This window comes from Microlunatus sp. GCM10028923 (genome assembly GCF_042666975.1).
Lineage (GTDB): Bacteria > Actinomycetota > Actinomycetes > Propionibacteriales > Propionibacteriaceae > Microlunatus.
On record NZ_JBHTFF010000018.1, the window covers coordinates 72954 to 86145 of the forward strand.

10 protein-coding genes are annotated in these 13192 nt (G+C 72.2%); 2 read left to right on the plus strand and 8 right to left on the minus strand.

The annotated features are described in order from the left end of the window. Positions 1–41 precede the first annotated feature (41 nt). The gene (locus ACFQU4_RS32360) at positions 42–1049 is read left to right on the plus strand and encodes a GlxA family transcriptional regulator (protein WP_377500166.1); all 1008 of its coding nucleotides are present in this window, start codon (positions 42–44) and stop codon (positions 1047–1049) included. On the opposite strand, the gene ACFQU4_RS32365 is transcribed toward ACFQU4_RS32360, so the two are convergent. Continuing rightward, complete coding sequence (locus ACFQU4_RS32365) at positions 1005–2339, minus strand: DJ-1/PfpI family protein (RefSeq protein WP_377500168.1); 1335 nt, start codon at positions 2337–2339, stop codon at positions 1005–1007. The two genes, ACFQU4_RS32360 and ACFQU4_RS32365, sit on opposite strands and share 45 nt — an antisense overlap. A 197-nt stretch (positions 2340–2536) precedes the next feature. On the opposite strand from ACFQU4_RS32365, the gene ACFQU4_RS32370 reads away from it, so the two are divergent. Then, the gene (locus tag ACFQU4_RS32370) at positions 2537–3919 is read left to right on the plus strand and encodes a PLP-dependent aminotransferase family protein (protein ID WP_377500171.1); all 1383 of its coding nucleotides are present in this window, start codon (positions 2537–2539) and stop codon (positions 3917–3919) included. On the opposite strand, the gene ACFQU4_RS32375 is transcribed toward ACFQU4_RS32370, so the two are convergent. From ACFQU4_RS32375 to ACFQU4_RS32405, 7 genes are all read right to left on the minus strand, one after another. Beyond that, positions 3906–4757 (minus strand): NAD-dependent epimerase/dehydratase family protein, encoded by an 852-nt coding sequence (locus tag ACFQU4_RS32375; protein WP_377500173.1) that lies wholly within the window; start codon positions 4755–4757, stop codon positions 3906–3908. The genes ACFQU4_RS32370 and ACFQU4_RS32375 overlap by 14 nt on opposite strands. A 73-nt stretch (positions 4758–4830) precedes the next feature. Continuing rightward, positions 4831–5736, minus strand: a complete 906-nt coding sequence (locus ACFQU4_RS32380) for a hypothetical protein (RefSeq protein ID WP_377500175.1) — start codon at positions 5734–5736, stop codon at positions 4831–4833. Positions 5737–5743: 7 nt separating this feature from the next. Beyond that, positions 5744–7324, minus strand: coding sequence for an alkaline phosphatase D family protein (locus ACFQU4_RS32385; RefSeq protein ID WP_377500177.1), 1581 nt, complete (start codon positions 7322–7324; stop codon positions 5744–5746). A 487-nt stretch (positions 7325–7811) separates the two neighbouring features. Beyond that, positions 7812–9368 carry an FAD-dependent oxidoreductase gene (locus tag ACFQU4_RS32390; RefSeq protein WP_377500179.1) on the minus strand — a complete coding sequence of 519 codons (1557 nt, stop codon included), beginning with the start codon at positions 9366–9368 and terminating at the stop codon, positions 7812–7814. 6 nt (positions 9369–9374) lie between these two features. Beyond that, on the minus strand, positions 9375–10478 hold the full coding sequence (locus ACFQU4_RS32395; protein ID WP_377500181.1) for a GuaB3 family IMP dehydrogenase-related protein: 1104 nt from the start codon (positions 10476–10478) through the stop codon (positions 9375–9377). A gap of 30 nt (positions 10479–10508) precedes the next feature. Further along, positions 10509–12071 (minus strand): IMP dehydrogenase, encoded by a 1563-nt coding sequence (gene guaB, locus ACFQU4_RS32400; protein ID WP_377500183.1) that lies wholly within the window; start codon positions 12069–12071, stop codon positions 10509–10511. A gap of 88 nt (positions 12072–12159) precedes the next feature. Continuing rightward, positions 12160–13092, minus strand: coding sequence for a hypothetical protein (locus tag ACFQU4_RS32405; protein WP_377500185.1), 933 nt, complete (start codon positions 13090–13092; stop codon positions 12160–12162). Between the last annotated feature and the right edge of the window lie 100 nt (positions 13093–13192).

Consider the following 13192-nt stretch of genomic DNA (forward strand, 5'->3'; position numbering starts at 1 on the left):
TTGCCGTGTGGGAGGAGACAGCGCCGCGAGGAGCGCGTGCGGTGTCGACGGCGAAGCCCCGGACCGTGCTCATGATCGGGTACGACGGCGCGGAACTGGTCGACATCGCCTGCGTCACCTCGGCCCTCCAATGGGCGACCAGGCTCGGCGCCGACCCCGGCTACCGGGTCCTGGTCGGCAGCGTCGACGGGACCGCGATCGCCACCGCCGGCGGCCTGGCGCTGAGCGTCGACACCCGACTCGAGGAGGTCGTCGAGCCGCCGGACACCATGATCATCTCGGGCGGCTGGGGCCACCTCGACGCACTGCGGGACCGCCGGCTGATCATGGAGGTGCGGCGGCTGGCCGTCGGCGCGCGCCGGGTCGTCTCGGTGTGTACGGGAGCGTTCGTGCTGGCCGAGGCGGGGTTGCTGGACGGGCTCCGGGTGACCACGCACTGGTACTACGCCGACGATCTGACCCGGCGCTATCCCGCGGTCCGGGTCGACACCGAACCGGTCTACGTCCGACAGGGCCGGATCGCCACGTCGGGCGGAGTCACCGCGTCGCTCGACCTGACCCTGGCGCTGATCGAAGATGATCATGGTGCGGAACTGGCCCGCTGGGTGGCTGGCGGGATGGTGACCTACCTGCACCGCCCCGGCCACCAGGCCCAGCTGAGCGTCTTCACCGCGACCCCGCGGCCTGATCACGCGGTGCTCCGCACAGTGATCGACCGCATCGTCGCCGACCCGAGTGGCGACCTGAGCGTTGCGGCGCTGGCCGCGGTGGCCAACGTCAGCCCGCGGCAGTTGACCCGGCTGTTCCGGGAGCACCAGAACGAGTCCCCGGCCGCGGTGGTCCGGCGGATCCGACTGGAGATCGCGACCCGGCTGCTGGCCACCACCGACCTGCCGCTGGGCGGCATCGCCCGGCGCTGCGGCTTCAGTTCGATCGAGACGCTGCGGCAGGCGTTCGTGGCGCGCTACGAGGTGAGCCCGAGCGCGTTCCGGGCCATGTTCGGCTCAGCGGGCACGGCGGCGCCGGAGCAGCACGAACCCGCCGGCTGAGGCGAGCAGTCCGGCGGCGGCCAGCACCAGCGGCGGCAGCACGCCCGACCACGGGAACGCCGGCCCGGACAGCTGCAGGTCCGCGGGCGCGTACTCGAAGATCTTGGCCGCCCAGCGTGCCGTCGGCACGTCGCTGGTCGCGGCCAGCGTCTCCAGCGCCGGGTCGAACACGAACCGCCCGTCGCCGGGCAGGGAGCGGACCGGCACGCCCGCGGTCCCGGCCGCCGTTTCGAGCTCGGCCGACGGCCTGCCGCCGGGCACCAGCACGAGCCCGGTCGACCCGACCTGGTCCAGCCCGGCCCGGGGCAGGACGGTCAGCCCGTGCTTCGTTCGTACGGTATCGGGGCCGATCGCCAGCGTGCGGGCCGAGCGGACCTCGGCGTACGGGCCGAACGCGGCGGCCAGCTCGAGCTCGCCGACCCCTTCGGTGATCATGACGCCGACGGTGGTCGTCTGGGACCGGTAGCCGAGGTTGACCAGGTGCAGCAGGCGTTCCGGCCAGGTGATCTCCGAGATCGGGATCTCCGCCGCGCCGCCCGGCGAGTAGTACGGCCAGTGCACCGCCCGGGCGGCGTCGGCCGCAGCCGACTCCGACACCAGCCGCTCGACCACCCGCAGCGCACCGTCGACCGAGGACAGCAGTCCGCCGGTGGTGATCACGTCGCCGGTGTCGACGTAGCGGATGCCGCGCCGCCAGTTCACCTCGGGATGGCCGGGCGCGATCTCGTTCAGCCGGTACCAGTGCGACGTGGCCTCGCGACCGGTGAGCAGGCCGGCGTCGGCGACCAGCCGCGCCCCGGAGCACACCCCGAGCACCAGACCGCGGGACGCGGTGTCGCGGAGCCAGTCGACCACGGGGACGTCGGTGCTCCGGTCGTTCGGCATCTCGGGCACCACGGTCACGTCCGGCGCCGCGCCGCCGAGCCGCTCGGCCAGTTCGGCGAAGCCCAGGTCGGGCAGCACGTCCAGCCCGCCGAGCAGGGTGACCGGGCGGCGCTCGGGTGCGACGAGGTAGAGGTTGAACGCGCCGGTCGCGGCCAGCACCTCGTACGGGGCGAGCACGTCGGCCGCGTTGGCGCCGCCGTTGCCGATCACCACCACCGCGGTCGGCCGGCCGGCGATGTGGGCGGGTGGATCGGCCGCGACCGAGTGCGGCTGCTCCGGCGGGGCGTACCGGTAGCGCTCGAACCCGACCGCGCCCACGCCGAGCACCGCGGCCGGGAGCGCCAGGGCGGCGGCCAGCAGCCCGAGGCCGGCGGCGATCCTCCTGATCAACGACGCCCGGTTCACCTGCCGCACCCGCGCACCGGAGTGGCGGAGTCCTCGCTGCGGCGGCCCTGGCCGAACTCGACGTACTGCAGAGGACGGTCACTCGATCCGGATGCCATGGCTCCAGGTTGATCATCGGGTGACCGTACGGAAGGAGCCGGCCCGCTCATGTCCCGAATCCTGGTGCAGGCGGCCCGAATCCCGGTCCGGTTCACCGGATGGAGCAGACTTGGCGGGCGATGGGACTCAATGATCTTGATCTGTTGCTCGACGTCCGGGGCGGGCCGGGGGTCGGGCGGGCGTTGCGGGACGCGTTGCGCGGTGCGGTCCGGGAGGGCCGGTTGGCGCCCGGGACCCTGTTGCCGGGGACGCGCAGCCTGGCGGCGGAGCTCGGCGTGTCCCGCGGGACGGTGGTGGAGGCGTTCGAGCAGTTGATCGCCGAGGGGTGGCTGGTCGGGCAGCCCGGATCCGGGACTCGGGTCGCCCAGGCGACAGCGACAGCGGACGTCGAGCCGGGCCGCGAGCCGAGCATGATCGATCTTCGGCCGGGCCGGCCCGACCTCGGCTCCTTCCCGCGGACGGTCTGGGCGGCCGGCGTCCGGCGAGTGCTCTCCGCGGTCGAGGCGACGGCGCTCGACGTACCCGATCCGGCCGGGCTGGCCGAGCTCCGCCGCGCCCTGGCCGGCTACCTGGCCCGAACCCGTGGCGTCCGCACCGAGCCGGAGTTGATCATGATCACGGCCGGTTTCACGCACGGGTTGGCGATCTTGGCGCGCACGTTCGCTCGGCTCGGGATCGGGCTGATCGCGACCGAGAATCCTTGCCTGGCCAGGCATCGCCGGCTGCTCGCGGCCGGCGGGCTCCGGCTCGCGGCACTGACCGTCGATGATCATGGAGCCGACCCGGCCGGGCTCGTGGGTGGAACCGGAGCCGCGTTGCTGACACCGTCGCACCAGCATCCGTACGGCGTCGCGCTGGCACCGGACCGCCGGGCGGCGTTCGTGGACTGGGCCCGGTCCGCGAGGACGTACCTGATCGAGGACGACTACGACGGCGAGTTCCGCTACGACCGGGCGCCGAGCGCGGCCCTGCAGGCGGCCGAGCCGGAGCGGGTGATCTATGCCGGTACGGCGAGCAAGGCGCTCGCGCCGGCGCTGCGGATCGGCTGGCTGGTGCTGCCGCCGGCGCTGGCCGAGGCCGCCCGGGAGACCGCCGAGGACCTCGGCGCCGCGGTGCCGGCGATCGATCAACTGACCCTGGCCGACCTGATCGAGCGAGGCGACTACGACCGTCGGGTACGGCGAGCCCGGCGGACCTACCAGCGGCGCCGGGCCGAGCTGGCCGGCGCCGTGGACGCCCCGCTGCGCGGACTGGACGCGGGCCTGCACGCGCTGCTGCCGCTGCCCGACCTGGCCACCGAGCGAGCGACGGTCGACCGGGCGGCCGAGGCCGGGATGCTGCTGTACGGGCTCAACGCTCCCGCGCACTGGCTCGCCCCCGATCGGCCCGCAGCCGGGGTGCTGATCGGCTACGCGACCCCGCCGGACCACGCCTGGCGGCGGGCCCTGGAGCGGCTCGGCCCGGTGCTCAGAACGCGCTGAACCCGTCCCGCCAGGACCGGTGCTCCGGCGCCCAGCCCAGCCCCTTGGCCTTGCGGTTCGCTACGCCGCGACGGGCCCAGTCGGCCGGTTCCGCGGTCGAGATCTCCGGGTCGGGTGCGCCGACGGCCCGGCAGAACGCGGGCAGCCATTCCGTGCCCGGCGCCGGCTCGTCGTCGGTCACATTGACCGCGCCGCTCGGCCAGTCCAGCGACAGCACCGCGGCCTCGGCAGCGTCGTCGACGTGCAGGAAGTTGATCATCTCGCGGCTCGCGACGAGGGTGCCGGCCCGTGCCTCGGCGGCCTTCAGCCCGTCCGGGGCGTACCAGGTGTCCGGGCCGTAGAAGAGTCCGTACCGGAGCACGACGGTCTCGGGCACCTCGCGGGCAGCCTGCTCGGCCTCCGCCACGCTCCCGACCAGGGATCGCCGGGCCGCGTCGCCGTCGAGGTCGAGCGGCTCGTCCTCCTCGGCCGGGCCGTCACCGGGCGCGTAGATCCAGCCGAGGCTCTGGTGCACGAACCGGCGAACCCCGGCCGCCCGTGCCGCGTCGACCAGGTTCCGGGTGCCCTCCCGGCGCAGCTTCGCGTTCGCCGCGACGTCGTACACGACGAGGTCGGTCAGCTGGTTCATGATCAGGTCGGGCCGGGCCGCCGCGACGGCCTCGTGCAACCGCTCCCGGTCGTACGCGTCGACGACCACCGGCTCCGCGCCCAGGGCCCGGAGGAACTCCGCCTTCTCCGGACGCCGGGTGGTGCCGGTGACCCGATGCCCTTCCTTGATCAACAAGCCGACGATGCGGCGGCCGACGGCGCCGGTCGCTCCGGCGAGGAATACGTGCATGCCTCGACGTTATTCGGGTGCCCGGCCGCGCGCCTGGTCCGGTGGCCGGTCGATTCCGTGGACCGGTCGCCGGTCAGCCGCCGTAGACCTCGAGCTCGACGATCCGGGAGTACGTGTTGTCGTTGCCGGCCAGGCAGAGGATCCGGACGGCGTCGGCGCGGACCGGGTCGAACGTGCTCGTGACGCGGCCGGCCTCATTGCCGCGGACCTCGGCGACGGTCTGCCAGTCGCCGTCGCCGCTGCGGACCTGGACGTCCCAGTCCCTGAGGCCGGCGGACTTCGCCGGGTAGTGGGCTGAGTCCAGGGTGGCCAGCTCGACCTTGTTGATCATGGTCGGCTCGGCCAGCGCGACGTCGTAGGTGTCCGGGAACGCGGCCCGGGTGCCGTCGTTCCAGCCGGTGAGGGTGTCCCAGTGCTCGGAGTCGGCGTCGCCGTCGACCGCGCCGCAGAGCTCGAAGTTGCCGTGCGTCGAGGACGCGGTGGCCTGCTCACCGAGGGCGACGTTGCTGCCCGGATCCTTGGCCGGTACGGGCTGCACCCGCACCGGTACGTCGAGCCTGGTCCGGTCCAGCCGCAGCGTGATCGGGTAGTCGCCGGGCTCGGCGTCCCGGGGCACCCGTACCTCCACCGGCGCGGACACCGGCTGGTCCGGGTCGGCGGCCGGCAGCCAGGTCGAGAAGATCTCCCGGGACAGCTGCAGCGGCCCGGTCGGGTCGAGGAACAGGTCGGCGTACCGGCTCTCCGTCCCGGTGTTGATCATGGTCAGGGCGAGCTCGCCGGGCAGGCAGGGCAGGCCGACCACCTCGAGCCGCTCCGGCGTCGTGGAGACCTGGACCGTGGTTCCGGCCGACGCCGCGGCTGGCGGTTCGGCCGTCGCTGGTACGCCCAGCGCGGTCAGCGCGGCGGTCGCGAGGAGGACGGCGGCGGTCCGGCGTGCGGCCGATTGCCGGGTCGGGCCCGGCCGGGAGATCTTGATCATGATCGCCTCACAGGGTCTGGATCTCGGGGCGGCCGTCCTCGACCAGCAGCCTGGCCCTGGTGCTGACGGTGCCGTTCGGCACGGTGACCTTGTCGACCACGCGGAAGTCGCTGATCCAGCGTTCCGGGGTGATGCTGCAGCTGACGTACCCGCGCTGGAAGTTGCAGTACTTGATGTGCGGGTTCTCCTGGAGCAGGGTCGCGCCGCCCGGATCGAGGTCCATCCCGTCCAGCCCGGAGCTGATCGAGGTGCCGACGAACTCGGTGCCGACCGCCGGCGAATCGGGATCGTCGAAGTCGAGCCGGAGGTCGGAGGCGACGCTGCGGTGCAGGTCGCCGCCGATCGAGACCAGGTTGCGCACCTTGCGCTGGTGGGCGCCGCCGAGAACTCGGCTGCGGGAGGCCTCGTAGCCGTCCCAGGTGTCCATCGGCACCACGATGTCCGAGCCGTCCTGGACGTCCAGTCGGGCCAGCGCGTTCTGCTGGGCCAGCACGTTCCAGGCCGAGCCCGATGCGGCCCAGCCGTCGAGCAGCCACTTCTCCTGGGTGTCGCCGGTGAGCGTCCGGGTCGGGTCCGCGGTCTCCGGTCCGGGCGGCTTCGAGCCGTCGCCGTAGGCCTGGTCGGAGCGGTACTGCCGGGTGTCCAGGACGCTGAACTCGGCCAGCTTCCCGTACCGGAATCGGCGGTAGAGCTGCAGGTCCGGGCCCTTCGGCTGCTGCGCCGCCCGCAGCGGCATGTGCTCCCAGTAGGCCCGGAACGCGTTGGCCCGGCGGACCAGGAACTCGGCCGGCGGGGCACTCGGGTGGGCCTCGTCGGCCCAGTTGTTGACCACCTCGTGGTCGTCCATCGTGACGATCCACGGCGCCGACGCGTGCGCCGCCTGCAGGTCCGGATCCATCCGGTACGAGGCGTAGCGGTTGCGGTACTCGTCCAGCGTGACGGTCTCCCGGGTGACGTAGTCCTCGCCGGAATGCGGCCGGACGCCGCGGTCGATGCCGAACTCGTAGATGTAGTCGCCGAGGAAGACGACCAGGTCGTGCCGCCGGTCGGCCAGGTCGGCGTGCGCCGTGTACCAGCCCTCCCACCAGGCCTGACAGGACGCGAAGGCCATCGACAGCTCGGGCACCGCCGCGTCCGGCGCGGGCGCGGTCTTGGTCCGGCCGACCGGGCTCAGCTGGCCGTGCGCGCGGAACCTGTACCAGTACTCCCGCCACGGCCGCAGCCCGCGGACGTCGACGTGCACCGTGTGGCTCGCCTCCGGCCTCGCCTCGGCGACGCCCTCCCGCACGATCCGGCTGAACCGCTCGTCCTCGGCGACCTGCCACTGGACCGGGACCGGCCGATAGTCCATCCCGCCGAACCGCTCCAGCGGCTCGGTCGCCAGCCGGGTCCAGATCACCACCGCGTCCGGCAGCGGATCGCCGGAGGCGACGCCGAGGGTGAACGGGTCCCGCGGCCGCGCCGTGTTCGGCGCGGCGGCACGGGCCGGCTCGATCTCCGGCAGGTTGCCGGTCAGGGCCAGGGCGGCCGCCGCCCCGGTCACGGTCAGGAACGTCCGTCGACTGCCGATCCCCCGGGTGCTCGCCACCCTCCCAATCGATCAACGCAAGATGATCACTTGCCGCGCCGGTGCGCGGCCACGCCCTGAACGGCGCGTGAAGAGTCGCCCAGCCCGGTCGACAAGTCGGGGCTGGGAAGCCACAACGCTCCCTGAGCCTGGATCCACCGGTCGAGTTGAGCCCCGGCTCTGCATCGGGGTCAGTGGCTGGGTGAGCGGCGGTACGGGGTGATGGCCGGGTTGAGTACGAATTCGAGGGTTGAGTCCGTGGTCGGGAATCGGCGGCTGAGTTGGACCTGGTGAATCTCAACCGAACCCGATCACCGCCCCGTACCCCCGCCGAACTCGGCGATCACCGCCGGACCCGACCATCCCCCGTACCACCGCGTCACCCGACCACACCTCCCGATCCCGTCGCCGACGGGGATGATCATCGACTGTGAGGTTAGGGACCTGAAATGTCGCCGATCGAGGTCCTCAAGTCAACACTCGACGTACGGGAGGGGATCGGTCGACCTCAGGGGGTGTTCGGTGTGCCGGCCGCCCAGCGCGACATCAGATCGGCGATCGCGGATGTGGCGGCGCGGCCGCCGTCGACCGTCTCGTACGCGATGCCGGTCCGGCGGTAGAGGACGTCGTCGACGGTGACCGCGCCCTCGTGGGTCACGGCGTGTACGACCTCGGCGGCCAGGTAGTCCTCGGCCCCGGGCAGCGGCCGGCCCAGCTCCGGGTGGTCCATGATCAACTCCAGCACCGGGTCCAGCGCGGCGCCGTGCCGGCGGAGCAGGTGCTCCACCCGGGCGACGTGCAGCCCGGCCCGGCGGGCCAGCAGGTGCCGTTGGTTCCAGCGGGCGAAGTAGCCGTCCGCGCCGAGCAGCGGCACCCGGTCGGTGATCGCCTTCGGCACCAGCCCGCCGATCAGGCCGCCGGCCGCGTCGACGGCCCGGGCCGCCAGGTCCCGGTAGCCGGCGGCCTCGGCGGTCACCGCCGTGACCAGGCCGGGAGCCGTACCGATCCAGCGGTCGCGATCATGACCCGCAGCGTCGGTGATCACCGGATGACTGCCGGCATAACCGGACTCGATGTCGGACGGGCCGAGCGGGCGGGCCAGCTGCGGGTTCACGGCGTCCAGGATCAGTCGCCGGTCATGATCATCGAACGGCCGGATCGGCCCGTCGCCGACCGGCGACCGGGACGGCCCGACGATCCAGTGCCGGCCCCAGGGCACCAGCGAGATTCCTTGATCATCGAGGACGATCCCGGTGGAGGCGCGGATCCGGTCCCGCGGCAGCACCAGGTAGGCCCGGCGCTGCCGGTCGATCCGGGGCAGCGAGATCCGGTCGCCGACCAGGTCCGGCGTGTTCGCTCCGGCCGCGACCACCACCGTGGCCGCATTGATCACGAACTCCTCGGCGGCCAGGTCGTCCCGGACCCGGACGCCGGTCACGACGCCGTCACCGTCGCCGGTGATCAACTCCAGCGCCGAGCAGTGATGGGCCAGCGTGGTGCCGTACAGCTCGGCGGTGCGGACCAGCGCCAGGACGAACCGGGCGTCGTCGCACTCGGCCTCGAAGTACTGCACCCCGCCGGTGATCAACTCCGGCCGCAGCGCCGGCGCGATCCGGCGTACCGACCGCCGTGGCAGTTGCCGATGCGCGGGCAGCAGACCGGCCCGGCCGGTGCGCGGCACCGGGGCGTCCTGGGCGATCAGCTCGGCGGCGATGGCGACCCGGTCCCAGGGCGAGGCGACCGGCTGCAGCATCGGCACCCGGCGGACCAGGTGCGGCGCCAGCCGGTCCAGCAGCCGGGTCCGTTCCCGCCGCAGGACGGGGATCGCGCGCAGGTCCTCGGTCCGGGTCCGGGGCCGGCCGGCCATGATCTTGCCGGTCCTGCCGGAGGCGCCGCCGGCCCAGTCGGCCGCCTCGATCAGCGCCACCCGCAGGCCGCGCGTGGTCGCGTCCAGCGCGATCCCGGCGCCGAGCACCCCGCCACCGACGACGACGAGGTCGTACCGCGTCCTGGGCAGTTCGACCAGCGCCGCAGCCCGCTGGTCGACGTTCAGCCGTCCGTCCATCGAGCCTTAGCCGAGCACGACCTCGACCCGCTGGAACTCCTTCAGGTCGGTGTAGCCGGTGGTGGCCATGGCGCGGCGCAGCGCGCCGACCAGGTTCATCGTCCCGTCCGGCACCGTGGACGGTCCGCGCAGAATCTGCTCCAGCGTGCCGACGGTGTCGAACTTCGCCCGCTCGCCGCGGGGCAGCTCGGCGTGCCAGGCCTCCGGGCCCCAGTGGAACCCGCGGCCGGGCGCCTCCTCGGCCTTGGCCAGCGGCGAGCCGACCATCACCGCGTCGGCACCGCAGGCGATCGCCTTCGCGATGTCGCCGGACCGGCCGACCGAGCCGTCGGCGATCACGTGCACGTAGCGGCCGCCGGACTCGTCCAGGTAGTCCCGCCGGGCCGCGGCGACGTCCGAGGTCGCCGACGCCATCGGCACGGCCACGCCGAGCACCGACCGGGTGGTGTACGCGGCGCCGCCGCCGAAGCCGACCAGCACCCCCGCCGCACCGGTCCGCATCAGGTGCAGCGCGGAGTGGTAGGTGGCGCAGCCGCCGACGATCACCGGCACGTCGAGCTCGTAGATGAACTGCTTCAGGTTCAGCGGCTGCCGCGAGCTGGACACGTGCTCGGCCGAGACCGTGGTGCCGCGGATGACGAAGTAGTCGACGCCGGACTCGACCACGGCCTTGGCGTACTCGGCGGTGTTCTGCGGCGACAGCGCACCGGCGGCCGGGACCCCGGCCTCCTTGATCTCGGCCACCCGCTTCAAGATCAACTCCTGGTTGATCTCGGCCGAGTAGATCTGCTGCATCCGCCGGGTCGCCTCGATCGGGTCGGTGATCGACGCGATCTCCTCGAGCAGCGGCTCCGGATCCTCGTACCGGGTCCAGAGGCCTTCCAGATTGAGCACCCCGAGACCGCCGAGCCGGCCGACCGCGATCGCCGTCGCGGGCGACATGATCGAATCCATCGGGGCCGCGATCAGCGGGTGGTCGAACGTGTACGCGTCGATCCGCCAGGACAGCGAGACCTCTTCCTCACCCCGGGTCCGCCGGGACGGGACGATGGCGATGTCGTCGAACGCGTACGCCTGTTCGGCGCGCTTGCTCCGACCGATGTCGATCATGGAACTCCTCGAATCTGTACGGCCGCAGCGTTACTTGCCGGAGTAGTTCGGCGCCTCGACGGTCATCTGGATGTCGTGCGGGTGCGACTCGCGCAACCCGGCCGAGGTGATCCGGACGAACGTGCCGCGCTGCTGCAGCTCGGGCACCGTCATCGCGCCGACGTACCACATCGACTGCCGCAGTCCGCCGACCAGCTGGTAGGCCACCGCGGCCAGCGGGCCGCGATACGGGACCTGTCCCTCGATGCCCTCGGCGATCAGATGATCATCGGAGTCGGCATCGGTCTGGAAGTACCGGTCCCGGGAGTACGACGGCGTCCGGCGACCGCGGCTGGCCATCGCGCCGAGCGACCCCATCCCGCGATACGCCTTGTACTGCTTGCCATTCACGAAGATCAACTCGCCCGGGCTCTCGTCGCAACCGGCCAGCAGCGAGCCGAGCATCACCGTGTCGGCACCGGCGACGAGCGCCTTGGCGATGTCGCCCGAGTACTGCAGGCCGCCGTCGCCGATCACCGGAACCCCGGCCGGCTTGCAGGCCCGGGAGGCGTTGTAGATCGCGCTGACCTGCGGCACGCCGACGCCGGAGACGACCCGGGTGGTGCAGATCGAGCCCGGCCCGACGCCGACCTTGACCCCGTCCGCCCCGGCCTCGACCAGCGCCTTGGCCCCCTCGTAGGAGGCGACGTTGCCGCCGACGATGTCGACGCCGGCGGCGGCCCGCTCCGCCTTCAGCCGGCGCACCATGTCGATCACGCCGTGCGAGTGCCCGTGCGCGGTGTCGACGATCAGCAGGTCGACGCCCTCTTCGATCAGCGCCATGGCCCGCTTCCAGGCGTCGCCGTAGAAGCCGACCGCGGCGGCCACCCGGAGCCGGCCCTGGTCATCCTTGGACGCGTTCGGGAACTGGTCGGACTTGACGAAGTCCTTCAGCGTGATCAGGCCGCGCAGCCGGCCCTGGTCGTCGACCAGCGGCAGCTTCTCGATCTTGTTCTGGGCGAGCAGCTTCATCGCCTCGTCGCCCTTGATCCCGACATGGCCGGTGACCAGCGGCATCTTGGTCATCACCTCGCCGACCAGCCGGGTCGGGTCGGTCTCGAACCGCATGTCCCGGTTGGTGACGATGCCGAGCAGCTTCAGGTCGGCGTCGACGACCGGGACGCCGGAGATGTGGTAGCGGCCGCACATCGCGTCGGCCTCGCCGATCGTGGCGTCCGGCGAGATGGTGATCGGCTCGTCGACCATGCCGGCCTCGGAGCGTTTCACCACGTCGACCTGGTGCGCCTGCTCCTCGATGGACAGGTTGCGGTGGATGACGCCGAGGCCACCCTGCCGGGCGATCGCGACCGCCATCCGCGACTCGGTGACCGTGTCCATCGGCGACGACAGCAACGGCAACTTGATCGAGATCCGGCGGGACACCCGCGAGGTCGTATCGGCTTCGGACGGATTCACGTCACTGAGGCCGGGCTGCAGCAGCACATCGTCGAAGGTCAGGCCGAGCGTATTGAACGGATTCGGAACGCCGGCCGCCGTCAGATCACCGGGAGGCTGGGACACGAGACACCTTTCGCGCGCAGTAAGGCTAGTCATGCTAGTGCCCTGCGCCCGCCGACCCCAATCGCGGGCGCCGACCCCATCGCGACCGGTCCGCGCCGAGGCCGTTTCCGCCGAATCATGATCAGCCGGGACGACCCCGGGGATCGACCGATGCCGTCCGCCGCTGCGCGGCGAAGCCCCAGCGCAACCCGATCGTTCCGGGACCGAAGCCGTTCTCCATCACGTGGATCGAGGTAATCGGCTGGTCGAGTTCCGCGGCTGTCACGCGCCGGCTGGACTCCTTCCCGTCGACGACGGCGAACTTCTCGTACCAGACCGGCGTTCGGGCCGGATCGAATCTCATCCACAGGAGGAACTCGCGGAGCGGACGCACCAGAGTCATCACGAACTCGTTCTTCTCGGCGAAGCCGGCCGGCACGTCGACGGCGAAGTCGACGACGGCGGTTTCGCCCGTCACGATGCTTCGGTCCAGGTCGAAGGCGGCACCGAACACCCGACCGCCGGGATGGGCGTACGTGTGCGTCAACCGGCACCCGCTGAGGGCCCGGAAGCGCAGCGGCCGGAACTGGACCGTCCCGGCCACCACCAGGTGCGGAATGGCCGTGACCCGGCCGGAGACGGCCTGCAGCACGCGCCGCTCCGTGACCCGGCGCTGTTCGCCGCGCTGATCGACATCCACGGCGATGTGGATGATCAACGAGCGCAGGTTGGACAGGTTGCCGGCCGCCAGCCGGGCGAAGGTCTCCTCGGCTGCTCCGGCGACCTCGGCGGCGCTCGGCGGAACCAGCGGGGCGGCGACCGGGCCGGTCCGCCGAGCCGGCCCGATCAGGTCCGTCAACGCTCCCGGCTCGAGGCCGAGCAACTCCTCGAGATCGGCGATCGCCGCCCGTGACGCAGCCCCTTCGGGATGCCGACTGCCCGACCGCCAAGAACTCAGGGTCGCGATCGACACCGTGTTGCCACGCGCCGCCAGCCGCTCATGCAAGGACGCGAGCGTCACCTCTCTCGCGGTGATCGCGGCACGTAATCGATCCGCGAAGGCCGTCCTCTCCATCGGAACCTCCAGCGCTGCATCGCCCGTTCGGTTCCGCCGAGGATTTCACACCGCACGACGGCTGGTGTGTGAAATGACGGGTCGTAGCGTCGTGAAAAGC